Source organism: Microbacterium sp. ARD31 (assembly GCF_031844425.1).
In genome coordinates, this window is the sequence record NZ_JAUZVE010000005.1 from 272,600 (window position 1) to 296,671 (window position 24,072).

Genomic DNA, 24,072 nt, shown 5'->3' on the forward strand with positions numbered 1-24,072 from the left:
CGCGAAGGAGCGCCATGCCCACCCCGACCCCCACTCCCGCCGACAAGTTCACGTTCGGCCTCTGGACCATCGGCTACAACGGAACCGACCCGTTCGGCGGCCCGACGCGCCACCCGCTCGACGTCGTGCACGCGGTCGAGAAGCTCGCGGAGCTCGGCGCTTACGGCCTGACCTTCCACGACGACGACCTGTTCGCGTTCGGCTCGACCGACGCCGAGCGGCAGACCCAGATCGACCGCCTGAAGGGCGCGCTCGAGTCGACCGGCCTCAAGGCGCCGATGGTCACGACGAACCTGTTCTCGGCCCCCGTGTTCAAGGACGGCGGGTTCACCTCGAACGACCGCGACGTGCGACGCTTCGCGCTGCGCAAGGTTCTGCGCAACATCGACCTGGCCGCTGAGCTCGGCGCGACGACCTTCGTCATGTGGGGCGGGCGCGAGGGCGCGGAGTACGACGCCGCCAAGGACGTCCGCCAGGCACTCGAGCGCTACCGCGAGGCGGTCAACCTGCTGGGCGACTACGTGACCGACAAGGGCTACGACATGCGCTTCGCGATCGAGCCGAAGCCGAACGAGCCGCGCGGCGACATCCTGCTGCCCACGGTCGGTCACGCCCTCGCCTTCATCGACTCGCTCGAGCGCCCCGAACTGGTGGGCCTGAACCCCGAGGTCGGCCACGAGCAGATGGCGGGACTGAACTTCGCCGCGGGCATCGCGCAGGCGCTGTACCACGGCAAGCTCTTCCACATCGACCTCAACGGCCAGCGCGGCATCAAGTACGACCAGGACCTCGTGTTCGGTCACGGCGACCTGCACAACGCCTTCGCCCTGGTCGACCTGCTCGAGAACGGCGGCCCGAACGGCGGCCCGGCCTATGACGGTCCCCGTCACTTCGACTACAAGCCCTCGCGCACCGAGGACGAGACGGGCGTGTGGGACTCCGCCGCGGCCAACATGCGCACCTACCTGCTGCTGAAGGAGCGCGCGGCGGCCTTCCGTGCCGACCCCGGGGTGCAGGAGGCGCTCGAGGCGGCGAAGGTGTTCGAGCTGTCGCAGCCGACGCTCGGCGAAGGGGAGTCCTACGACGACCTGCTCGCCGACCGCAGCGCTTACGAGGACTTCGACCCGTCGGTTTACCTCGGCGGCAAGGGCTTCGGCTTCGTGCGCCTGCAGCAGCTCGCCACCGAGCACCTCATGGGCGCCCGCGGCTGACCGACCGGGACCGCGAGAGTACATCTGGCGGACGAGAGGACGGGGCGCCCCCGCCCTCTCGTCGCGCAGATGTACTCTCGCGGCCAGGAACCGACGGCAGGAACCGACGACACAGGAGTGGCGATGACGCTGGTGATGGGAGTCGACTCGTCGACGCAGTCGTGCAAGGTCGTCGTCGTGGACACGGCGACGGGGGCCATCGTGCGGCAGGGGCGCGCGACGCACCCCGCGGGCACCGAGGTCGATCCGGCGGCGTGGTGGACGGCGCTCGAAGCCGCGATCCAGGATGCCGGTGGCCTCGACGACGTGCGAGCGTGGGCGATCGGGGGCCAGCAGCACGGCATGGTCGTCCTCGACGCCGACGGCCGGGTCATCCGTCCCGCGCTGCTGTGGAACGACACGCGGTCGGCGGGTGCGGCATCCGATCTGATCTCGGAGTTCGGCGCCGACGCGCTCGCCGATCGCACGGGGCTGGTGCCGGTGGCGTCCTTCACGATCACCAAGCTCCGCTGGCTGCGCGACCACGAGCCCGACAGCGCCGCGCGGGTCGCGGCCGTCGCGCTGCCCCACGACTGGCTCACATGGCGGCTGCGGGGCTTCGGTCCGGCGGGCGAATCCCCGCGCGGTCCGGTGCTCGATGAGCTCATCACCGATCGATCGGATGCTTCGGGCACCGGCTACTGGAATCCCGAGTCCGGTGGCTATGACCGCGAGCTCCTCGCCGCGGCCCTCGGGCACGACGCGGTGCTGCCGCGCGTGCTGGGCCCCGCGGAGTCGGTGACCGACGCCGACGGACGCCGCGTGGGCGGCGGCGCGGGCGACAACGCCGGAGCCGCCCTGGGCCTCGGCGCCGGACCCGGCGACGTCGTGGTGTCGATCGGAACGAGCGGCACCGTCTTCGCCGTCAGCGAGCAGCGCACGATCGACCCGACCGGGACCGTCGCGGGGTTCGCCGACTGCACCGGCCGCTTCCTCCCGCTGGTGGCCACGCTCAACGCCGCCCGCGTGCTGGACGCCGTGGCGCGCCTGCTGGGCGTCGACCACGCCGAGCTCAGCCGGCTGGCCCTGGCCGCCGAGCCGGGCGCCGGCGGGCTCGCGCTCGTGCCCTATTTCGAGGGCGAGCGCACCCCGAACCTGCCGGATGCCACGGCCTCGCTCACCGGGATGACCCTGGCCTCGACCACGCGCGAGAACCTCGCCCGCGCCGCGGTCGAGGGGATGCTGTCGGGTCTCGGCGCGGGGCTGGCCGCCCTCCGCGGTCTGGGCGTCCCGCTCGAGCGGGCTCTGCTCATCGGCGGCGGAGCGCAGTCCGAGGCGGTGCGCGCGATCGCGCCGCAGGTGCTGGGACTGGAGGTCGAGGTGCCGGAGCCGGGCGAATACGTGGCACTCGGCGCCGCCCGCCAGGCCGCGGCCTTCGCGGACGACTGACCGCCCCCGCCGTTCTGGGGCAGGCGGCGCGTGCGGTCTATCGCTCGCATGAGTGGCAGCGCGCGCGACGCGTTCGATCGCGCCGCGGTGTCGGCCCCGTTGAACGGACACGACGTCCGCGACCTCATGTCCCGCAGTGGCGACGAGGGGCGCCGGCGGTGCGGGTCTGCCACCCGGCCGGGTCGGGGCGGCAGAATGGGCGGATGCCGCAACCGACCGACGGTGATGGAGCTGCCGCCGCCGAAGCCGACCCCGACGGCGCCGACCTCGACGCCGTCGCCGACGACCTCTACGGGCTGCCGCCCGCGGAGTTCACCGGGGCACGGAATGCGCGCGCCGCGGCATCCCGCGCGCCTCTGTCGAAGCGGATCGCCGCACTCCGCAAACCCGTGGCGGCGGCATTCGCGGTGAACCTGCTCGCCCGCGACGGTCAGCTCGGCGAGGCGTTGGAGCTGTCGGCCGCGCTCCGTGAAGCGCAGGACGACCTCGATGCCGCCGAACTGTCGCGTCTCGGCGGCCAACGGCGCGCTCTGGTAGGCGCGCTCGCCGCGCGCGCAGCCGACCTCGCCGCGTCGCAGGGGGTCGCCGTGAGCGCCGCGACGAAGGATGCGATCGCCAAGACCATCAATGCCGCGGTCATGGATGCCGGCGCGGCGGCCGCGGTGATGACCGGGCGGTTGGTGGCCCCGCTCGAGGCGGGGGCGTTCGAGCCCGCCGACCTCGACGCGGCCGTGGGCGGCTCGGTTCCGGGGATCGTCGCACCGCCGCCGCGGGACGACCTCGCGCAGCGTCGCGCGCGCCGGGCGGCGGAGAAAGCCGCGCGCGAGGCCGACCGTGCGGCGAGCGAGGCCGAGCGCGAAGCCGCCCGTGCCGGCGCCGCCCGCGCGAGCGCCCAGGAGCGCGTCGATCACCTCGACGAACGCGCGGCCGAGCTGCGGCGCGACCTGGACCGCGTCGAGGCGGAAGCGGAGTCCGCCAGGCAGAAGCTGGCCGATCTCGAGCGGCGGGCGTCGGCCGCGGCATCCCGTGCAGGAGAGGCCCGTCGTCAGGCCGACGCGGCACAGCGCGACGTCCCCGCGGAGTGACCGGTTCTCAGGGCTCTCGTAGCCGCGTTCCGTAACGTGCCGGGCATGGCGACCTCCGCGCCCCTGGCGCACGCGGCGAGCAGCGACGATCCGATCACCCTCTCGGCCTCGCAGCTGCGGACGATGCGGGACGACATGCAGCGGTTCCTGCTCGAGTACCGCTTCGGCATGCAGGAGATCGAGACGAAGATCGCGATCCTGCGCGACGAGTTCCTCCTCACCCACGACTACAACCCGATCGAGCACGTCACGAGCAGGCTGAAGTCCACCGACAGCCTCCTCGACAAGGTGCAGCGCAAAGGGGTCGAGCCCGACTTCGCGTCGATCCGCCGGCACATCACCGACATCGCCGGGGTGCGCCTCACCTGCAGCTTCACCACGGACGTGTACCGCCTCTTCGACCTCCTCACCGAGCAGGACGACGTCCGCGTGCTCGAGGTGAAGGACTACATCGCCGAGCCCAAGGCCAATGGGTACAAGAGCCTGCACGCCATCCTCGAGGTCCCGGTGTTCCTGTCGACCGGCCGGATCGCCGTGCCCGTCGAGGTGCAGTTCCGGACGATCGCGATGGACTTCTGGGCGAGCCTCGAGCACAAGATCTACTACAAGTTCGACACGAGGGTTCCGCCCGAGCTGCTGGCCAGCCTGAAAGACGCCGCCGACACCGCGGCCGAACTCGACGAGCGGATGCTGCGGCTGCACCGCGCGATCCGCGGCCCCGCTCCGCGTGGGAACGGCCGGGTCGTCGAACTCTGACGGCGCGCGCGGCGGGGCCCGGGCTCGTGGGCTCGCGGTTTCGTGAGCCGTCAGTTCTGTCGGGTTCGGGGCGCGGCATCCGACACACGTGACGGCTCGCGCTCGACTTCTCGCCCGCCCGGCCCTGCGGGCGGTGGGGCGATTCGTGAGCCGTCAGTTCTGTCGGGTTCGGGGCGCGGCATCCGACACACGTGACGGCTCGCGCTCGGGCTCCCCGCGACCTCCCGTCGCGGAGACCGGCGCTAGCCTGAGCGGGTGAACCCGACCGCACCCGCACCCGCACCCGCGCCCGCGCCCGCGGTGGAGGGCGTGTGACGACGGCCGCGGCCCTCTTCGACGCCGCACGCGCAGAGCTGGCCGGCGCCCCGCGCGAGGCCCTCGGCCGCGTCGTCACGCCGCGGCGCATCCTCGGCGTCGCCCGGGCGTCCCGCATCGTCCCGTCCGGGACCGCCTGGCATCTCGGTGTGCTGCTTCTCACCGACGACGCGGTGCTCGCCACCGGCGAGATCGTGCGTGCCCGGCGCGAGGCGCGGCGCGGATACACCGCGCAGTCCCAGCGCGACCGGGCGGAACGGGCCGCGGCGGCGCACCGGGGCGGGTTCGACGAGGGCGCCGTGGTGCACGTCGGGTGGCGGATGCTGGATCCCGAGGTCCTCGCCGAGGGTGGCGCGTCGGGGCCGCTCGCCTCGGTGGACGGTGTGCCGTCGGTCCGCTGGAGTGCCGCGGGAGGCTATCGTCCCCTCGACGGGTACCTCGCCGAGCGCATCGAGCTGCTGCGGAACCCGCCGCCCGGCGCGTCCTGAACCCGCCGCCCGGCGCGTCCTGAATCCGCCGCCCGGCGCGTCCTGGATCCGTTTGCCAGCTCGATGACGCCGTGTCAAGCGGGTGCAGGTGCACCGCGACGGTCGTAGGTTCGTCATCATGAACGGTGAACCGCGTGACGTCGTCCGCCAGATCGGTGTCATCGCGGCGGCGTGCTTCATGCTCATCGCCGCGATGGTCGGAACTGGCCTGTTCGGGGGCACTCCCGTGCAGGATCTGCAGGACGGAGCCCTCGATGCCGACGGGTCGTACCTCGCTCCGGCGACGCAGGCGTTCTCGATCTGGTCGGTCATCTACCTCGGACTGATCGCCTACACCGTCTGGCAGGCGCTGCCCGGGCAGCGCACCGATGAGCGTCAGCGGGCGCTCGGCCCGTGGATCGCGGCGACCATGGTGCTCAACGGCCTGTGGCTGGTGACGGCGCAGTTCCTGACGCTGCCGCTGACCGTGCTGATGATCGTCGTGCTGCTGATCGCGCTCGCCCTGACCTTCCGGCGCGCGGTCGTGGTGGCGCCCCCGCGCGGCTGGGTGGGACGCATCCTCATCGACGGCGTGACCGGTCTGCACCTCGGCTGGGTGACGCTGGCCACGGTGGCGAACGCCACAGCGTGGCTCACACAGATCGGCGATCCGTCGTGGGCGGACGCCGCCGACCTGTGGGGCGTCGCGGTGCTCGCCGTCGTCGCGGTGATCGGAGTCTCCATCGCTGCGCTGTCGGGACGGCTGGCGCCCACCTTGGCGCTGACGTGGGGCCTGTCGTGGCTGGCCGTCGGCCGATTGGCCGACGAGCCGCCGAGCGCCGTGATCGGAGCCACCGCCATCGTGGTGGCCCTGGTGATCCTCGTCGCCGGCGTGGCCTTCTGGCTGCGGTCTACGCGGGAAGGTCGCTCGGGGAAGGGCCGAATCGGCGCGCGAACCGCCGCAGGAGCTCCTGCGGCTCGTTGACGGATGCCGCGCGCACGCGGTCCGCGACCTCGTCGAACGCCGAGGCGTCGAAGTAGCCGTCGTTGCGGTACACCGTCATGCGCGCAACGAACGCCTCGGGCGTCGGCTCGGGGTGGAACTGCGTGGTGTACAGGCGGTCGCCGATCCGGTACGCCTGAACCGGGCACCCGCTGCCGGAGGCTAGCTGCACCGCACCCGGAGGCAGGACTCCCGTCCCCTCCTTGTGCGCGGTGAGCGCCTCGAAGCGCGGCGCGAGCTCGCCGAAGAGGGGGTCGCGGGTTCCCGCGGACGTGAGGGCCACGGTCACCGGACCGGTGTCCTCGGGAAAGGCGCGGCTGACTTCGCCCCCCAGCATCCGGGTCACCACGCCGATTCCGAAGCACGTGAACATCGCCGCGGGTCCGTCCCCCGAGGCGATGCCGGCGGCGATCCGCTCGAGCCCCGCTTCGACTCCGCGCTGAGCGTCGGTCTTGGTCGATTCCGGATCCGTGACATTGAAGGGGCTCCCGCCCACGACGATGCCGCTGTGGCGATCGAGAACGTCCCCGGGGAGCGGCTCGCGCACCAGATCGAGGCGGTCCAGCTGCGACGTCGCCAGCCCCATCGCGTGACGGAAGGACTCGTACTCGGCGTGCGCGGCGTCCTGCTGCGGCCGCGCGCAGACGTAGAGCAGCGGAGCGGTCGTCATGCCGAAGATTCTAGGCCGCGCCCGGCGACGTGCCGGCGGCGCCCGACGTCGTTCGTCATCGGATGCCGCGAACGGCGCCCGCGCGATGTATCACGGGCCCCCTATCGCACTCTGTATCGGTGTGGACACAATGGGCGTCATGACGCATGCGCAACCCGACGCGCCCGTCGAAGGAGCCGAGCCGCCGCGCTGGGAGCGAGCGGCCGCGCTGTTCGTGCGCTGGCGCGAGGGCGACGCGCGCGCCATGGACGACCTGGTGCGACTGATGACTCCGCCGCTGTGGCACGTCGTGCGCTCCTACGGCCTCGACCACGCCCTCGCCCAGGACGTCGTGCAGACGACGTGGCTGACGCTCGTGCGTCGCCACGCGTCGATCGTGGACGCCCAGGCGGTGTCGGGGTGGCTGACCATGTGCGCGAGGCGCGAGGCATGGCGCGTCGGCAAGCTGCAGCGCCGCGCCGACCCCGCCGAGACGGCGACCCTCGAACCGCACCTCCCCGTCCACGAATCCGCCGAGCAGACCGCTGCCCACGACGACGAGACCCGTCGGCTGTGGGATGCGGTGGGGACGCTCGACGAACGCTGCCGGCGGCTGCTGCGCATCGTCGCGTTCGAGGAGCGCCCCGACTACGCCCGCATCGCCGCGGACCTGTCGATGCCGGTGGGCTCCATCGGCCCGACGAGGCAGCGCTGTCTGGGAAAGCTCCGCACCGCTCTGGCCGGTGCCGGGTGGAAGGAGGACGACCATGGTGAATGAGGACTTCGCCGCCGACGCGGCCCTGTTCGCACGGCTGCGCGCGGTGTGGGAGCGGGTCGATCCGGTACCGGCCGACCTGGTCGACCGGATGGTCGCTGCTGTCGCCGTGGAGGATCTGTCGCGCGAGTACGCGCTGCTCACCCTCGTCGAAGGGTCGGCGCTCGCCGCCGTCCGCGGTGAGACCGATACGGCCACGCTGCAGTTCAGCGACGGGCAGACCACCGTGCTGCTGCACGTGACGGCGACCGAGGGCGGCGGACGCCGCATCGACGGCTGGTCCGACGCCGAGGCCCTCGCCGTGCGGGTCGTGCAGGGAGAACGCGAATGGTCGGCCGATCCGAGTGAGCACGGCCGGTTCGCCTTCGAGGATGTTCCGCCTGGCGTCTCGCGGCTGCGGATCGTCGTCCGCGACGCCGGCGGCGAGCTGAAGGACTTCCAGACGCCGCAGTTCGAGGTGTGACCGGCGAGACGGATCGCCAGAAGAGGGGAATCGCATGGGCTGGCAGGACAGCGAGACACTGCGGATCGCGGAGCTCGATCCGGCGGGGGAGCCGAAGGGGACGGTCTTCCCCACCCTTTACGTCGCCGACGAGCTTCTCGTCGACACCGAGCGACGCACCGTGAACGACCTCGGCGACATCGAAGAGCTCGCGAGGGCGGCCGGCTGGCAGCTGGAGTTCCCGGGGCTCTCGGACCCTCTGCCGGAGTGGAGCGAGCGGACGACGGGGGCGGCGCAGTCGGTGCGGGTGAGGATCACCACCGCCCCCGACCGCACGCGGCCGGCCACGACGCCGGACGCGTGGCAGATCCTGCGCCAGGCGCGGCTCAACGGCGCGGCCGACGGTGTGAGCCTGAACCACGTGATCAGCACGGACTCGATGGGCCTCAACCCGTTCAAGGCGAATCCGTTCAAAGCGAACCCGTTCAAGGCGAATCCGTTCAAGGCGAACCCGTTCAAGGCGAACGCCGCCGGAGTGGGCATCGACAGCTATGCCGCCCTCGGGTTCGGCGGGAGGCAGCCGGTGACCTACGTGGGACCCGAGCCCCGCAGGTCGTCGGCGAAGGATCGTCCGGTGGTGGCTATCCTCGACACCGGGTGCGGCACCCATCCGTGGTTCCGCGGCGACGTCCTGGTGCCTCCGTACCTCGACGGGGGCGAGCCGATCGGGCTGGATGACCCCGCCACCGACCCCGAGCGGCATCCCACGCTCGGTCAGCCGCTGGACGGACTCCTCGACGATGCGGCCGGCCACGGCACGTTCATCGCCGGTCTCATCCGGCAGGAGTGCCCCGACGCGCGCATCCTCCCGATCCGCATCGCAGACGGCGAGGGCATCATCCTCGAAAGCGAAGTGATCGCCGCCCTCGGGCGCCTCCTGCAGTTCATGGCGAAGACTCCGGTCGCGGTGCTCAACCTGTCGTTCGGCTTCTTCCACGAGACCCCCGGCGAGGCGCAGACGCTGTCGGAGATCGGGCGGCTGCTCGAGAGGATCCGGGGAACGGAGTGCGTCGTCGTGTGCTCGGCGGGCAACGAGGCCACCGATCGTCCGGCGGCGCCGGCTTCGCTGGCTCCCGATGATCCGGGACACCTGGCGGTGGGGGCGCTCAATCCCTCGGGCACATCGGTGGCGATGTTCTCGAACGTCGGCGACTGGGTGGATGTCTACGCGCCGGGCGTCTCGCTGGTCTCGACCGTGCCGGTGTCGTTCGAGGGGAGCGTGCAGGCCGGGATGCGGGACGACCGGTTCCACCGTCGTCGCGAGACTCTGGACGCCGACGATTTCGGCGGGGGCTTCGCGGTGTGGAGCGGCACGTCGTTCGCGGCGCCGGTGGTCGCGGGGAGGATCGCGCGGATGCGCGGCGAGGGCCTCGTGTGGGACGAGGCGGTGTCGCGCGTGCGGGAATCCCTCGCGCAGGCGGACCACTCGCGTCAGGAGTGAGCGGCGGGCCATGCTGAGGGGATGACGCTTTCGGCGACGGAGCTGTACAAGCGCGGACGGGGCCATTTGAACGCCGGCCGGAACGCGGCCGCGCGCCGGCTCCTGCAGCTCGCGGCCGACCGGTCGTCCGACCCGGACCTGAGCGCGCGCATCACCGGATCGCTCGCCGCGCTCGTGATCCGGCAGGGGGATCCCGCGACAGCGGAGCAGATGTGTCTGCAGGCCCTCCGGCAGCGGGGGCTGTCGCCGACCACCTCGGCGATGCTCGAAGGACAGCTCGGGCTGCTCGCCCTCGAGCGCGGCGACCTCGCCGCCGCCGTCGCCCGGTTCGACCGGGGGATCGCGCGCATCGGCGACGACCGCGAGCACCGCACGCCCATGCTCATCAACCGCAGCGTCGCGCACATGCAGGCCGGCCACTTCGCCGCCGCCCGCGCCGATCTCGAGCGCGCAGCCGCCGATTACGCCGCTGCAGGCGACGAGGTCGAGCGGGCGATGGCGGTCCACAACGCCGGCTACGTGTCGCTGCTCGAGGGCGACCTCGTGCGTGCTCTCGAGGCGATGGCCGAGGCGCGCGGCGTCATGGAGCACGCCTCGGCCGTCAACGTCGCGATCTGCGATCTCGACCGCGCCGAGGTGCTGCGCGATGCCGGGCTCACCACCGAGGCCGAGCGCGCTCTGGAGCGCGTGGCGCGCGTCTTCGGCGCCCACCGCATGCAGCAGGCGCGCGGCGAGGCCGAGCTGCACCTGGCCCGCTCCCTCCTCGCCCACGATCCGGCGGCCGCGGCGCGGACCGCGGCCGCCGCCGCACGCCGGTTCCGCACGGTCGACAGCGAGGCGTGGGCCGCGCGCGCGGACGGCGTCCGGGTGCGCGCGCAGCTCGCCGACGGCGTCGTCGACCGCGACGGACTCCCGGCGCCCACGGCACGGCGACTGCCGCCCGCCGACGAGATCGTCCAGGTGGCGGCGTCCCTGCGCGCGCGCGGCTTCGCCGCCGACGCGATCGCCGTCGAGCTCGCAGGGCGCCTGCGCGGTGTGCTGCCCGCCCGCGCGCCCCGGCTTCCCCGCGACGCGCCGATCGACGTACGGCTCCTCGCCCATCGCGTGCGGGTGCGGGATGCCCTCGCGACCGGACGCGAGGCCCCGGCGCGACGCCGCGCAGCCGAGGGGCTCGACGAGCTGGCCCGGTGGCAGGTCAGCGCAGCCAGCCTCGACCTGCAGAGCGCCGTGGTCATGCACGGGCGGCCGCTCATGATGGCGGGGCTGTCGTCGGCGCTGCGCGCCGGGCGCCCCGAGGTGCTCTTCGAATGGTCTGAGCGGGCCCGTCACTTCAGTCAGCGGGTGGTGCCCGTGCGTCCCTCGCCGGACTCGGCCGCCGCGGCCGACCTCGCCGAGCTGCGTGCCCTGCGCGCCGACGCCGGCGACGCGGACTGGCTCGCGAGCCCCCGAGCGGTCGAGCTGCACGACCGCCTGCGACGCCGGCAGTGGAGCGACACCGGGGGAGGAGGCGTCGAGGAGCATGCCTCGATGGATGCCGTCGCGGCCGCCCTCGACGACGACACCGCGGTGCTCAGCTACGTCTGGAGCGCCGAGCGCGTCGCATGCGTCGTCGTCACCGCGCGGGGCGCGCAGGTGCACGACATCCCCCACTGGCCGCTCGTGCGCTCGGCCTCGGCAGGGCTGCGGGCGGACCTGGACGTCAGCGCAGCCGTGCGCACCGGTCCCCTCGCCCGTGTCGTGCAGGACTCCCTCGACGCCCGGCTGCAGACCCTCTCCCGCGCGCTCGTCGAGCCGGCGCTCGCGGGAACCCACGCGCGCCGACTCGTCATCACCGCTCCCGGGGTGCTCAACGGCATGCCGTGGGGGATGCTGCCGGCCCTGCGCGGCCGCGTGTTCACCCTCGCCGTCTCGGCGACGAGGTGGGTGGCGCTGCGTGCGGGCACCGCCTCCTCCGCCCGCGCGGGGTTCGCCGTCGGACCGCGGGTGTCACGCGGGCGGGAGGAGATCGAGCGGGCCGCGCGGTCGTGGCCGGCGGCGACGGTGCTCGACGACGCCGACGCCCGGGTCGACGCGGTGACCCGCCTCGCCGGCGAGGTGGACGTCCTGCACATCGCGGCCCACGGCCGGCACGCGGTGGACAACCCGCTGTTCTCGGGTCTCGAGCTGGCCGACGGCGCCCTCTTCGGCTACGACATCGACCGCATCCCGACCGTGCCGGACACGGTCGTTCTGTCGGCGTGCGAAGTCGGCCGTTCGTCGGTGCGATGGGGCGAGGAGGCGATCGGCATGACGCGCGTCTGGCTCCACGCGGGCACCCGCTGCGTGGTGGCCGCCCCGGTCGTCGTCGCCGACGACGCCGCGTGCGAGCTGCTGGGGGCGATGCACGCGGAGCTCGCCGCGGGTCTCGCGCCCGCCGAAGCGCTCGCCGCGGCATCCGCTCGAACCGGCATCATCGCGCCCTTCCAGTCCCACGGGGCGGGGTTCTGACGAACCGGGAGAACTTCTCCGCGGTCGATGTATCAGGGCGCCCGTACGGGGCTCCTTCACTTCGGAACGACCCACGCAGCTCGGAGGCGGGGACCCCGGGCACTGGGGGCGCTGACGACCGCTGGGGGCGCGAGGAACGCGCGGTCGTCGCGGGTCGTTCCGGGGGATGTCGCAGAGACCCAGGTCGGCGACATCCCTCTTCTTCGTGCGCGCGGCGACGGTCAGTCGCGCGAGGAGTTGGCCGTGCGTCCCCGCACGATGCCGATGAAGGTCTCGACGAAGGGCGACGGGTCATCGACAGGCCAGGCCAAGGCCACCGTCGAGACGGGGCCGTCCGTCAGGGGACGGTATTCGACGTCCTTGCGGCGGTGCAGGCGCGCGAGCGACATCGGCACGATGACGACCCCGACACCGGCGGCGACGGTCGCGATGGCCTCGGCGGTGTCGGCCGGGGCGCCGAAGGCGGGTGCGACGGCGCCGGGGACGGTCACGCCGAGGACGTCGTCGCGCGGGGTCAGTACGATCTCGCCCGCCAGGTCGGCGAGGGCGAGATCGTCCGCCGCGGTGAGGTGAGACTCGGCTGCGGCGACCACGACCGGCATCTCGTCGTAGAGGCGGATGACGTGGACGTCGTCCGCCTGCAGGGGCAGGCGCACCAGGGCCGCGTCGACCGTCCGTTCCGCGAGCGCGTGCAGCTGTTCGGCCACGGCGAGAGGTTCGAGGACCAGATCGACGCCCGGCATCCGCTCCTGCCACACATCGATCCACTTGCCGGGGGTGGCGCCGGGGATGGCGCCCAGGCGGAAGGGGCCGGGGGGAAGGGGCGATGACGGCGCTGGCGCATCGGGTGCCGTGCGCGAGCGAGGACGGGAGGGCTTCGCGGCCCCGGTCTTCGGGGCCGAGGCGCGACCGCCCGTGCGCCCCGCGCCGCCCGGACGCCCCGGTCGTGGGGGTCTGCGGGGGGCACCGCCGCGTTTCGCCATGTCGTTCAGCGTAGCCCGGGCGTATCGTTCGCCTCATGATCGCGATCATCGCCACGGTCGTCGCCGCGCTGGCCGCGCTGCTTCACGTCTACATCTTCGTCATGGAGAGCGTGCAGTGGAGCCGGCCCGCGATCTGGCGGCGCTTCGGCGTCAAAGACCAGGCTGCTGCCGACACCGTGCGCCCGATGGCATACAACCAGGGCTTCTACAACCTCTTCCTCGCGATCGGCGCGGTCATCGGGATCGTGCTGTTCTGGGCGGGCGCGCCCGGCACGGCGGCCGAGGTCGCCGGCCGGACCCTCGTGCTGTTCTCACTCGGATCGATGGCCGCCGCGGCGCTCGTCCTGACCACGACGGGACGCGCCTATCTTCGCGCGGCGCTCCTGCAGGGCACGCTGCCGCTGGTCGGATTCGTCCTGATGCTCTTCGCGTAGCCCGCGGTCGGGGTCCGCGACCCGAGGTCACCAGCCGCAGGAAGCCCATGATCCCGCGCCCGCCTCCCGTGCGTCCTGCTCGGCGCGGGCGAGGAGCGGGGCGTAGGCGTCGTTCGGGGCGATCACCATCGTGGTGGCCAGTCCGTCGGCGACGAGCGCGTGATTGACGAACCCGCCGTCCTCCGCCCACACGTACAGCAGCGCGCGGTCGTAGCGGTCGCGCAGTTCGGCGTCAGGAGCCGCCCACACGGTCGAGCCCTCGGGAAGCAGCGCGGCCAGTCGTTCGGCCGCCTCGCGTCCCCCGCAGTGCAGCTCGGGGTGCACCTCGGGCGCGTCGATCCCGATCAGGCGTACGCGCGTCGAGGCTCCCACCTCCAGGATGCCGGGGTCCAGCGCTCGCGCCCGCAGCGTGTCGCCGTCGACGACATCCTCGACGGACAGCCGGATCGCGCCCGCCGGCGGCGCGGGGATCCCTGCCGTGGCGGGCGGTCGTTCAGGAGACGGTGGGGCCGGGTCGGTGCGCTCGATTCCCCCTGCGACAGCGCCCACCACGACAGCGCCCACCACGACAGCGCCCACCAAGACAGCGACCCCCGCCATCGCGGCGATCACGCGGGTGATCGCCGGTGCGAGGGGTCGTTTCACATCCGGAACGTTAGCCGGATCGTCGGACGTCGGTGCGGCTGATGCCTCTCAGGCGGCCAGTCGAAGCCCGCGACGGTCGGTCGCGACGCGCTCGCCGTCGCCGATCGTCTCGTCGTCGCCGATGAGCGCACCGCCGGCCACACGGGCTCCGGAGCCGATCTGCGTGCGGACGCCGATCTTCGCGCCGGCGCCGATCGCGGCCTTGGGTCCGATGTGGGCGTGCGGCGCGATGTCCGCCTCCGGCCCGATCACGGCATCCGACTCGATCCACGCACCGCGACCCACGCGGGCGCCCGCGGCGACCTGCACGCCCGGCTCGATGTACGCGCCGGCTTCGACCACGGCGCTGGCGTGCACCTTGGCCCCGTGCGCGATCAATCCGCGGCCGTTCGCGTGCTTGCGGTATCGCAGCGTTTCGCCCCGGTCGTTCTCGATGTCGACGTAGTTCTTGCCCACGATCTCCTCCTCCGGCGCCGGGTGGTGCCGAGTAAAGGTAGAACTCGGCGTTGTACAGATTCATTCCCCCGCATCCACCGGTTTGGATGCACGGTCTTGCCACTTCTTCGTCGACGAGGTATGGACGGATTGGATCGGTTCGGCACGGTGCTCTTCCGGACACTTCGACCGGACCGTCGGATAGGCTGGCGACGACCCGAACTCGCAAGCCGGAAGAGGTGCCCCGCCGTGTTCGAACACCGACAGGATCGGGCGAGTCAGACGGAACGTCCGAGCCCGAGGACGGCCACCGAAACGCTGCCGACGGTGCGTGAGGTCATCGCTCTGGACGCCGTGGCGCAGGGTGTGCCGGAGGTGGTCGTGGGCGGGGCCGCACTGGACGCCCGCGTGCGGTGGCTGCACGTCTCCGACAACGCCGGTGTCGGCAAGCTCCTCTACGGTGGCGAGCTGCTGCTGTCCACCGGAAAATCGTGGCCGGTCGACACCGACGAGCTGCGCGCGTTCATGTACGAGCTCGCGGACGCGGGGCTGTCGGGGGTCATCCTCGAACTCGGCACCCACTACCAGTACACACCGGCGGTGGTGATCGAGGCGGCCCGCCAGCGGGACCTCGCTCTGGTCATCCTGCATCGCGAGCTGAAGTTCGTGAACATCACCGAGGCCGTCCACCGACGGATCATCACCGGCCAGACCGATGCCCTGCGCGCTCGCGACGAGGTTCGCGAGCGCTTCACCGCGCTCGCCCTGCGCGGCTCGCCCGCCGACTTCATCGTGCATCAGCTCGCGCAGACGCTGGGCGCGCCGGTCGTTCTGGAGAACCTCGCGCACGAGGTGGTCGCCGCCGAGGTGCCCCTCTCCCTCGAGGACGAGCTGTTCACCGACTGGGAGCTGCGCTCGCGCTCCGCGCACCGGCGCGCCGAGCACCGGCGCGAACGTGCGCTGCCGGCCGGTGACGAGGACTGGCTGGTCATCGCCGTCGAGGCGCGCGGCATCCGCTGGGGGCACCTTCTGGCCCTGCCCGGGCCCGAGCACGCCGCCGGTCGCACGGCGGTGCTCGAGCAGGGCGCGATCGCGCTCGCTGTCGGGCGCCTCGCCGACGGTGATCTCGATGAGTGGGGCCGGATCGGCCGACGCCGCCTCGTCGATGGGCTGTTGGCCGGACGCTTCGCGGGCGCGGGCGGCGCCGCCGCACGGCTGGAGGCCGCGGGCCTGCCGGTGCGCGGTGCGCGGCTCTACGGAGTCGTCGTCGCCGGAGCACCTGTCAGTGCGGAGGGTGCAGAGGCTGCCGCCCGCGCACTGCGCGCGCGGGTGCTGACCGGATCGGCGCCCGACGCCGTCGTCACTCCGGCGTCCGCGCTGCTGCTGTCGGTGCCCGCCGACGCCGTCTTCGACGATGCGGCGGCCCTCGCGTTCGCTCGCGCGGCCATCGACCCCGCGGCCGACGCCGAGCGCGTCGTGGTGTCGGTCGGCCGTGCTGCGGAAGACATCGACACCGCGCTGATCTCGCTGCACGAGGCCGTCGACCTCGCCCGGGGGCGCCGCCGCCGCACCGGCCGCGGCCCGCAGCTGCGTCGCGCCGAGAACCGTCCGCTGGTGCAGCTGGTCACGGCGCTCCGCGACGACCACCGGGTCCTCGACCACGGCGAGCGGATGCTGTCGCCCCTCATCGTCCACGACCTCGCCCGCGGCGGCGATCTGCTCGACGTCCTCGAAGCCATGCTCGCCCACCCGGGCAACCGCACGGCGGCGGCATCGGCGTCTCATCTGTCCCGCTCGGTGTTCTACCAGCGCATCGCCCTCATCGAGCAGCTTCTCGGCGTCGACCTCGACGACGGCGAGACGCAGACGGCGCTGCACCTCGCACTGCTCGTCCGACGCAGCGCAGGCCGCTGACCCGGACCGGCTACGAATCGAACCCGAGTCCGACGGCGTCCAGACCTTTCAGCAGGAGGTTCCGCCGGCCCCCGTGGTGGTCTGCACGATCGAGGGACCACCGCGTCGCGTTGATGCCGAGGGCGGCCGCGGGCTCGGGCGGGAAGGGGAGCGGACGGCGGCGCACCATCTCGAGCTCGGTGCGCTCGGTCGGGGTTCCGTCCAGGAGGTCGAGCATGACGTCGCCGGCGAAGCGCGCGGCGCCGACGCCGAGACCCGTGAAGCCCGCGGCGTAGGCGACCCGGCCGGCGCGTGCGGTGCCGAAGAAGGCGCAGAACTGAGTGGACGTGTCGATCGCGCCCGCCCACCGGTGGGTGAAGCGCAGGCCTTCCAGCTGCGGGAAGGTGGTGAAGAAGTGACTCGCCAGCCGACGGAAGGACTCCGGACGGTCCTCGTACTCGGCGCGCACGCGGCGGCCGTAGTGGTAGATCGCGTCGTAGCCGCCGAAGAGGATCCGCCCGTCGGTCGTCGGGCGGTAGTAATGGAACTGGTTGGCCATGTCGCCGATGCCCTGGCGGTCGCGCCAGCCCACGGCATCCCACTGCTGCGCGCTCAACGGCTCGGTCATCAGCACGTAGTCGTAGACGGGGACCGTCATGAGGACGTTGCGCCGGAGAAGCGACGGGAACACGTTCGTGGCGAGCACCGCGCGGGGCGCGGTGACGGCGCCGTCGGCGGTGACGACGCGCACGCCGGCCCCCGCGTTCTCGAGGGCCCGCACCGGCGCATCCTCGAAGATCACGGCGCCGCGCTCCTCCGCCGCGCGTGCCAGCCCCGCCGCGAGCCGGGCCGGGTGCACCAGGGCGTTGCTTCGGGTGTGCCACACCGCACCCAGGTACGTCGGCGAGGCGACGGATGCCCGGACCGCCGCCTCGTCGAGGAACACCGTGTCGGCGCGGTGGGCGTCGCGCTCTTCGTGCAGCCAGGCGAGCTGGTGGGGCTCGGTGGCCACGTCCAGTGCGCCGACGCGCTCGAACTGCGCGTCCACGCCCCACGCAGCCAGGTCCGCTTCGAAGGCGTCGAGGTTGTCCTGGCCGAGGCGCTCGAGCTGTGCGATCTCCTCCGGCCACCGGCGCGCTCCGTTCTCGTGACCGTGGGTGAGGCTCGCCTCGCAGAAGCCGCCGTTGCGGCCCGACGCCGCCCACCCGACGGTGCGCGCCTCGACGATCACGACGTTCGCGGCGGGGTCGCGTCGCAGAGCATGCAGCGCCGTCCACAGGCCGGTGTACCCGGCGCCCACGACCACGAGGTCGGCGGTGTGCTCGCCGACCAGCGCCGGCCTCGTCGGCACGAGGTCGGCGGGGAGGTCGTCCAGCCAGAAGACGCTCTGACGAGAGTCCTGCAGGCTGTGCGCGACGGCGGAGGAGGAGGCGGGGTGGCGTTCGAAGACCGTGGTGCCCACGGCTATCACTTCCCTGGTGTGTGGTCGGTCGCGGAGTGGCGAAGGCGTCGGGGGTGCGGCTCGGGGCTAGGCGTCGGCGGCCGCGTGCACCCGCTCGCCCTCGACGAAGGTCTGCAGCACGCGGGTCTCGCCGATCTCGTCCGCCGGGGCGGCGAACGGGTCGCGGTCGAGGACGGCGACGTCCGCGTAGGCGCCCGCGCGGATCGTGCCGGTCACCTCGTCCAGGTGGTTCACCCATGCCGACCCGGCCGTGTACGCGGTGAGCGATGTGGCGAGGTCTATCGCCTGTTCGGGGAGGAACGGCTCGTCGCCGCCCTCTTCGCCCGGCGCCGCCGTGCGGTTGACTGCGACGTGGATGGCCGCGAGCGGGTCGGGTGACGACACCGACCAGTCGCTCCCGGCCGCGAGCACGGCGCCGGAGCGCAGCAGATCGCCGAACGGGTACTGCCAGGCGCTGCGGCGGGGCCCCAGGAACGGCAGGGTGAGGTCGACCATCTGCGGCTCGAGCGTGGCCCACAGCGACTGCATGTTCGCCGCTACGCCCAGCGCGCGGAACCGCGGGATGTCGTCGGGGTGCACGACCTGGATGTGCGCGATGTGGTGCCGGTTGTCGCGGCGGCCGTTGCGGGCGATGGCGGACTCGACGGCGTCGAGGCACTCGCGCACGGCGCGGTCGCCGATGGCGTGGAAATGGACCTGGAAGCCTTCGGCGTCCAGCAGCGGGACGGCCTCGTTCAGGACCGCCGGATCGACGAACGAGATGCCGGAGTTGTCGGTCGGGTGGTGGTGCCCGTCGTGATAGGGCTCGAGCATCGCGGCGGTGAAGTTCTCGGCCACGCCGTCCTGCATGACCTTCACGCTGGTGGCGGCGAAGCGTCCGCCGCGGTATCGCTCGCGACGCTCCCGCAGCGACGGGATCTGCTCGATGCCGCGGGCGCGATCCCACCAGATCGCGCCGACGACGCGCGCGGTCAGGGTGCCCTCCGAGGCGGCCTTCAGGTACGCGGGGCCGGGATCGCCGGCATCCCCGTAGCTGCCGACGATGGCGTCCTGCCACGCCGTGATCCCGAAGGAGTGCAGGTGGCGCTGCCCGACCAGCAGCGCCTCGGTCAGGCGCTCGAGCGGCTCCTCGGGGAGGAGGCGGTTCACCAGCGCCATCGCCCCCTCATGCAGCGTGCCCGACGGGTTGCCGTCGGCGTCGCGCTCGATGCGCCCGTCCGCGGGGTCGGGGGTGTCGCGGTCGATGCCCGCCAGGCGGAGCGCCGCGGAGTTCACCCACGCGCCGTGGCCGTCGCGATTGGGGAAGAAGGCCGGGCGATCGGCCACGACCGTGTCGAGCAGCGCCGCCGTCGGTGTGCCGCCCGGAAAGGCCGACATCTGCCAGCCGCCGCCCAGGATCCACGGGTCCTGGGCATGGGATGCCGCATACCGGCCGATCGCGTCGATGTACTCGGGCGCCGTGTGGAACCCGGCCAGGTCGCAGCGCAGCATGTCGAGTCCGCCCCACACCGGGTGGACGTGCGCGTCCTGGAAGCCGGGGATGAGCATGCGCCCCGCGAGGTCCACCACCTCGGTGGACGGGCCGACGAGATCCCGCACGTCATCGCCGCCGACGGCGACGATCCGGCCGCCCGTCACCGCGACCGTGGTCGCCCGCGAGCGGACGGCGTCGGCCGTGAAGACCGGGCCTCCGGTGAACACGAGATCGGCGTACGGCATCGGTCAGCCCCCGGTCATCGTCCGGGCGATCTGCGTGGCGTTGTCGCCGGCGCGCTTGAGCACCAGTGCGACGAGGGCCAGGGCGACGAGGGTCAGCAGCAGCATGATGGTCGACACCGCGGCGATCTCGGGCCGGAGTCCCGAACGCAGCGCGCTGAGGACGTACACCGGCCAGGGCGTCGTTCCCGACACCTGCACGAACGCGGCGATGATCGTGTTGTCGAGGCTGAGGGTGAACGCCAGCAGGAACCCCGCCAGGACCGCGGGCATCGCCAGCGGCAGCGTGATGCGCCGGAACGTGGCCAGGGGAGGGGCGTAGAGGTCGTTCGAGGCCTCCTCGAGATTGGCGTCCTGGCCGACCAGTCGCGCGCGGACGATGTACGAGACGACCGCGGTCGCGAACAGCGACGAGCCCACCGACAGACGCACGATGCCGTCATTGAACATCGACAGCCCGACGTCCTGCCCGAGGAAGACCATCCACGGGAGCAGCGCGACGGCGTCGACGATCTCGGGGGTGACCGAGACGAACAGCAGCAGGCCGAGGAACCACCACGTCCACTTCCCCGGGTAGCGGGCCATCGCGATGCCCGCGAGGGTTCCGAGGGCGGTCGCGATGATCGCGGCGATGAAGGCGGTGATCAGCGACACGCGCACCGCGCTCTGGATGGCGGGCTTTTCGAGGATGGTCAGGAACGCGTCGATGCCGAAGCCGTCCCACGCGACCAGGAGGCGTCCGGTGTTGAACGAGTAGATGACGATGACGATGATCGGCGCGAACAGGAAGAGCATCACCAGAACGCCCCAGACGTTCAGTGCGACGTCCGTCCACGGCCTGCGCACCAGTCGACTGCGGCGGTTGGGGCCGGTGGCCCCCTCGCGGCGGAGGATGGTCTCGGTCTTGGTCTCGCTCACGAGTTCACCTCGGCGGGGCTCTGCGCGGCAGGGGCGGGGACGGCGCCTGCGGGCGCGGCGGCGGGGCCGAGGACGAGTCGGTTGCGCCTGCGGAAGGGAAGCGACACGAGCCACACGATGAGGCCCGCGACGGCGATCGTGAGGGTGATGACGAGCATCAGCACGACCGCCATCGCCGAGCCGAGGGCCCAGTTCTGCGCCGTCTGGAACTGGCTCGCCACGAGCTGGCCCACCATGTTGCCCTTCGCGCCGCCCAGCACGGTCGCGGTGATGTAGTCGCCCATCAACGGTATGAACACCAGCAGCACTCCGGCGATGATGCCGGGCTGCGACAGCGGCAGGGTCACCCGGAAGAAGGTGGCGACCTTCCCCGCACCCAGATCCTTCGAAGCCTCGCGCAGGGCCGGGCCCACGCGGTCGAAGGCGACGAAGAGCGGGAGGATCATGAGCGGCAGGTAGTTGTACACCACGCCGATCAGCACCGCGGTGCGGGAGTAGAGGATGTCGAGGGGGCCGCCGATCAGGCCGATGGCCTGCAGGAACTCCGACACGGCGCCCTCGGGCGACAGGATCACCTGCCACCCGATCGTGCGCACCAGGAAGTTCGTCCAGAACGGCACGAGGACGAGGGCGATGAGGATGCCGCGCCGCTCGGGCTTCACTTTGAAGGCCATCCAGTAGGCCACCGGTGCGCCGATGAGGAAGCAGAGGATGGTGCCGATCACCCCGACCCACAGAGTGTTCTGGAAGGTCGAGAAGAAGGTCGGCGACATCGCCTCGACGTAGCGGTCGAACGACAGGATGTCGTTCGCGTGCGTGCCGAAGATGCCGGGCTTGTAGCCGAAGCTGAACCACACCACCATCAGCACGGGCGCGACGAAGAAGAGCAGGAGCCACACCCACGCCGGGATCGCGAGCGCGGCGCCGGTGGGGCGTCTACGCACCAGCGGCGGCCTTCATCTCGTTCCAGATCTCGACGCGGCGGGACTGGGAGTCGTTGAGGACCTGCTCCTTCATGGACGACAGCTGCTCGGGCGTGAAGAACATCAGGTCGAGCATCTCCAGACCCGCGTCTTCGGCTGCCTGCTCCATGTCCTTGCCGCCGACGTTGTAGCCGATGTAGTCGAGGTTGAGCAGCAGGTTGTCGGGGGTCATCGACCAGTCGATGAACGCGTGGGCCGCCTCGGGGTGCGGCGCGCCTTCGGCGATGGCCCAGTTGTCCATCCACAGCTCCGTGATGGGGCCGGGCAGCACCCACTGCCAGCGTTCCGGCTCGCTGGACTCCATGAGTCCGAGACGCGCGTCGCCGTTCCACGACTGCATGAGCGCGTGGGTGCCCTGGGGGATGGCGTTGCTGCCGGCGTAGGAGTCGAACGCCGAGATGTGCGGGGCGATCGTGTTGACCAGGAAGTCGGCGCACGCGTCGAGCTCGGCGGGGTCCTCGGTGTTCCAGTCCATGTCGTTGGCCCAGAAGTAGGCGCCGAGGATGCCGGCGGGGTCGTCGGACATCGACGTCTTGCCGCTCGCCTCGTTCTGCGCGGCGTCGAAGAAGTCCGCCCACGTAGTCAGCTCGCGGGTGATCACGTTCTTGTCGTAGACGAAGCCGGTCGTTCCCCACGCCTTGCAGACGGAGTACTCGTTCTCGGGGTCCCACGCGCGACCGAGGTAGGCCGGATCCATGTTCGACATGTTCGGCAGCAGTTCTTTGGTGAACGGGAGGAGCAGGCCGTTCTCGATCATCTGCGGGATGAAGACACCGGTGGGCACGACGATGTCGTAGCCCGAGGTGCCCTTGGCGGCGATCAGCTTCGCGATCAGCTCCTCGTTCGACGAGTAGGAGTCCAGCGTCACGCGCGGCCCCAGCTCCGAGGTGAACGACTCGACCACATCGGGCGAGTCGTAGTCGCCCCACGTGTACACCGAGAGGCTGTTCTCGAGGGAGCCGCCGGTGGCCTGCGGCTGCGGCGTGGTGCCGCCGCCGCTGCTGCACGCGGCGAGGAAGGCGGCCCCGCCGGTCATGGCCGCGATGCTCAGGAAGCGCCGGCGCGAGACCTCGCGTGCGATCACCTGTGCGGCGCCTTCGGGGGCGAGGATGCGCAGGGGGTTACGGGAGTCGGTCATCGTGGTCTCCTGGGTCGGGTCGGAGCCTGGCGGCGAGGCGGTCAGCGGGTGGGCGGGGCGATGTAGCCGCCCTCTTCGGCGGCGTCGTCGAGGGGGAACAGCAGGACGTTCTGCGCCGACCACGTGCAGGCGACGGCGTCGCCCACGCGCAGGCTCGGTGCGTCGGGGGTCGGGCGGCGGACGATCAGACTCTGATCGCCGCCGAGCTGCACCAGGTACTGCATGGTGTCGCCGAGGTGCGAGACGCCGATGAGTTCGCCGCGGGCGACGTTGGCCTCGCCGGCGGTGGCTGCGGCATCCCTCTCGATGCGGATGAACTCGGGGCGGACGGCGGCCTCGCCGCGCGAGCCGCTGAGAGTGGTCGCCGTCCCGCGCACGAGAGCGTGGGCAGACGCCACCGCCGCGCCGGATTCGGCGACGTCGCCGCGGAAGAAGTTCTGCTGCCCCACGAACGCGGCGACGTACGCGGACGCGGGCCGGGCGTAGACGGTGTCGGCGTCGGCCAGCTGTTCGATGCGACCGGCGCGCATGATGGCGATGCGGTCGCTCATCGACAGCGCCTCGCCCTGATCGTGTGTGACGAAGACGAAGGTGATCCCCAGTCGCGCCTGCAGGAGCTTCAACTCGAGCTGCATCTCTTCGCGCAGCTGACGGTCGAGTGCGCCCAGCGGTTCGTCGAGCAGGAGCACGGCAGGACGGTTGACGAGCGCGCGCGCCAGGGCGACCCGCTGCTGCTGGCCGCCGGACAGCTGCGTCGCCTTGCGATCGCCGAAGCTGCGCATCTGCACGAGGTCCAGCGCTTCGGACACGCGATCGCGAACCTCGGACTTGGGCGTGCGCCGCTGCTGGAGGCCGTAGGCGACGTTCTCGGCGACCGAAAGATGCGGGAAGAGGGCGTACGCCTGGAAGACGGTGTTGACGTCGCGGCGGTACGGCGGAACGTTCAGCACCGACGCTCCGGAGATGCGGATGTCGCCGGCGTCGGGGTGCTCGAACCCGGCGATCATGCGCAGCGTCGTGGTCTTGCCGCAGCCGGAGGGGCCGAGGAAGGAGATGAACTCGCCGGGCTGGATCGACAGCGACAGGTCGTCGACGGCCACCGCGTCGCCGTAGCGCTTGGTGATCCCCTCGAGGTGGACCGACCCGCGGCCCTCGGTCGTGACGGATCCCGTCACCGTGTCCGTCTCGGTCGCCGTCGTCACCTCGTGAGGCCCTCCTGATCGCGTCGGGCCTCGGCGCCCGGCGGTGGAATGTTGTCGTCATTCAATACACGCGGTCCCCGGCGGTGCAATGGTCGCGCGCGCGAACCGGACGATCCGCGGACGGGCCGCTCGCCGCCCGACAGA

22 protein-coding genes are annotated in these 24,072 nt (G+C 72.1%); 12 read left to right on the forward strand and 10 right to left on the reverse strand.

What is annotated here, in order from left to right; translation table 11 throughout:
- Positions 1-14 precede the first annotated feature (14 nt).
- From xylA to Q9S36_RS16860, 6 genes are all read left to right on the forward strand, one after another.
- The gene (gene xylA / locus Q9S36_RS16835; RefSeq protein ID WP_311286116.1) at positions 15-1,211 is read left to right on the forward strand and encodes a xylose isomerase; all 1,197 of its coding nucleotides are present in this window, start codon (positions 15-17) and stop codon (positions 1,209-1,211) included.
- A 123-nt stretch (positions 1,212-1,334) separates the two neighbouring features.
- Positions 1,335-2,639 (forward strand): xylulokinase, encoded by a 1,305-nt coding sequence (gene xylB / locus Q9S36_RS16840; RefSeq protein ID WP_311286117.1) that lies wholly within the window; start codon positions 1,335-1,337, stop codon positions 2,637-2,639.
- A 203-nt stretch (positions 2,640-2,842) separates the two neighbouring features.
- The gene (locus Q9S36_RS16845; RefSeq protein ID WP_311286118.1) at positions 2,843-3,724 is read left to right on the forward strand and encodes a transposase; all 882 of its coding nucleotides are present in this window, start codon (positions 2,843-2,845) and stop codon (positions 3,722-3,724) included.
- A gap of 45 nt (positions 3,725-3,769) precedes the next feature.
- The gene (locus Q9S36_RS16850) at positions 3,770-4,480 is read left to right on the forward strand and encodes a GTP pyrophosphokinase family protein (protein ID WP_311286119.1); all 711 of its coding nucleotides are present in this window, start codon (positions 3,770-3,772) and stop codon (positions 4,478-4,480) included.
- A 311-nt stretch (positions 4,481-4,791) separates the two neighbouring features.
- Positions 4,792-5,283, forward strand: a complete 492-nt coding sequence (locus tag Q9S36_RS16855; protein ID WP_311286120.1) for a glutaminase — start codon at positions 4,792-4,794, stop codon at positions 5,281-5,283.
- A 118-nt stretch (positions 5,284-5,401) separates the two neighbouring features.
- Positions 5,402-6,247: a TspO/MBR family protein gene (locus Q9S36_RS16860; protein ID WP_311286121.1), complete on the forward strand. Its 846-nt coding sequence runs from the start codon at positions 5,402-5,404 to the stop codon at positions 6,245-6,247.
- Here Q9S36_RS16860 and Q9S36_RS16865 read toward each other — a convergent pair.
- Positions 6,174-6,935 carry a GMP synthase gene (locus Q9S36_RS16865; RefSeq protein WP_311286122.1) on the reverse strand — a complete coding sequence of 254 codons (762 nt, stop codon included), beginning with the start codon at positions 6,933-6,935 and terminating at the stop codon, positions 6,174-6,176. The genes Q9S36_RS16860 and Q9S36_RS16865 overlap by 74 nt on opposite strands.
- Positions 6,936-7,074: 139 nt before the next feature.
- Here Q9S36_RS16865 and Q9S36_RS16870 point away from each other — a divergent pair, with 139 nt between their 5' ends.
- Genes Q9S36_RS16870 through Q9S36_RS16885 form a run of 4 tightly spaced genes read left to right on the forward strand, consistent with a single transcriptional unit; the run spans position 7,075 to position 12,119 of the window.
- Positions 7,075-7,692 carry a sigma-70 family RNA polymerase sigma factor gene (locus Q9S36_RS16870; RefSeq protein ID WP_311286123.1) on the forward strand — a complete coding sequence of 206 codons (618 nt, stop codon included), beginning with the start codon at positions 7,075-7,077 and terminating at the stop codon, positions 7,690-7,692.
- Positions 7,682-8,152 (forward strand): hypothetical protein, encoded by a 471-nt coding sequence (locus Q9S36_RS16875; RefSeq protein WP_311286124.1) that lies wholly within the window; start codon positions 7,682-7,684, stop codon positions 8,150-8,152. Before Q9S36_RS16870 ends, Q9S36_RS16875 begins: the two co-directional genes overlap by 11 nt.
- Positions 8,153-8,186: 34 nt before the next feature.
- Positions 8,187-9,632, forward strand: a complete 1,446-nt coding sequence (locus Q9S36_RS16880; protein WP_311286125.1) for a S8/S53 family peptidase — start codon at positions 8,187-8,189, stop codon at positions 9,630-9,632.
- 21 nt (positions 9,633-9,653) lie between these two features.
- A complete protein-coding gene (locus tag Q9S36_RS16885; protein ID WP_311286126.1) occupies positions 9,654-12,119 on the forward strand; it encodes a CHAT domain-containing protein in 2,466 nt (821 codons plus the stop codon).
- A gap of 221 nt (positions 12,120-12,340) precedes the next feature.
- Here the strand turns inward: Q9S36_RS16885 and Q9S36_RS16890 are convergent, their stop codons facing one another.
- A complete protein-coding gene (locus tag Q9S36_RS16890; protein WP_396653788.1) occupies positions 12,341-13,102 on the reverse strand; it encodes a LysR substrate-binding domain-containing protein in 762 nt (253 codons plus the stop codon).
- Positions 13,103-13,140: 38 nt separating this feature from the next.
- Here Q9S36_RS16890 and Q9S36_RS16895 point away from each other — a divergent pair, with 38 nt between their 5' ends.
- Positions 13,141-13,536 (forward strand): DUF1304 domain-containing protein, encoded by a 396-nt coding sequence (locus Q9S36_RS16895; protein WP_311286181.1) that lies wholly within the window; start codon positions 13,141-13,143, stop codon positions 13,534-13,536.
- 27 nt (positions 13,537-13,563) lie between these two features.
- On the opposite strand, the gene Q9S36_RS16900 is transcribed toward Q9S36_RS16895, so the two are convergent.
- Positions 13,564-14,181 (reverse strand): thermonuclease family protein, encoded by a 618-nt coding sequence (locus Q9S36_RS16900; RefSeq protein ID WP_311286127.1) that lies wholly within the window; start codon positions 14,179-14,181, stop codon positions 13,564-13,566.
- 48 nt (positions 14,182-14,229) lie between these two features.
- Positions 14,230-14,637 carry a transferase gene (locus tag Q9S36_RS16905; protein ID WP_251451886.1) on the reverse strand — a complete coding sequence of 136 codons (408 nt, stop codon included), beginning with the start codon at positions 14,635-14,637 and terminating at the stop codon, positions 14,230-14,232.
- Between the two features lie 306 nt (positions 14,638-14,943).
- Between Q9S36_RS16905 and Q9S36_RS16910 the strand changes: the two genes are divergently transcribed.
- Entirely contained in the window at positions 14,944-16,530 is a 1,587-nt protein-coding gene (locus Q9S36_RS16910; protein ID WP_311286128.1) for a PucR family transcriptional regulator, read from the forward strand.
- Positions 16,531-16,540: 10 nt separating this feature from the next.
- On the opposite strand, the gene Q9S36_RS16915 is transcribed toward Q9S36_RS16910, so the two are convergent.
- From Q9S36_RS16915 to Q9S36_RS16940, 6 genes are all read right to left on the reverse strand, one after another.
- Positions 16,541-17,971 carry an FAD-binding oxidoreductase gene (locus Q9S36_RS16915; RefSeq protein ID WP_311286129.1) on the reverse strand — a complete coding sequence of 477 codons (1,431 nt, stop codon included), beginning with the start codon at positions 17,969-17,971 and terminating at the stop codon, positions 16,541-16,543.
- Positions 17,972-18,037: 66 nt separating this feature from the next.
- The gene (locus tag Q9S36_RS16920) at positions 18,038-19,690 is read right to left on the reverse strand and encodes an amidohydrolase (protein WP_311286130.1); all 1,653 of its coding nucleotides are present in this window, start codon (positions 19,688-19,690) and stop codon (positions 18,038-18,040) included.
- Positions 19,691-19,693: 3 nt separating this feature from the next.
- Positions 19,694-20,605 carry an ABC transporter permease gene (locus Q9S36_RS16925; RefSeq protein ID WP_311286131.1) on the reverse strand — a complete coding sequence of 304 codons (912 nt, stop codon included), beginning with the start codon at positions 20,603-20,605 and terminating at the stop codon, positions 19,694-19,696.
- On the reverse strand, positions 20,602-21,549 hold the full coding sequence (locus tag Q9S36_RS16930; protein ID WP_311286132.1) for an ABC transporter permease: 948 nt from the start codon (positions 21,547-21,549) through the stop codon (positions 20,602-20,604). Before Q9S36_RS16930 ends, Q9S36_RS16925 begins: the two co-directional genes overlap by 4 nt.
- Entirely contained in the window at positions 21,542-22,726 is a 1,185-nt protein-coding gene (locus Q9S36_RS16935; RefSeq protein WP_311286133.1) for an extracellular solute-binding protein, read from the reverse strand. The genes Q9S36_RS16930 and Q9S36_RS16935 overlap by 8 nt, the downstream gene beginning before the upstream one ends.
- A gap of 41 nt (positions 22,727-22,767) precedes the next feature.
- Entirely contained in the window at positions 22,768-23,928 is a 1,161-nt protein-coding gene (locus Q9S36_RS16940; RefSeq protein WP_311286134.1) for an ABC transporter ATP-binding protein, read from the reverse strand.
- Between the last annotated feature and the right edge of the window lie 144 nt (positions 23,929-24,072).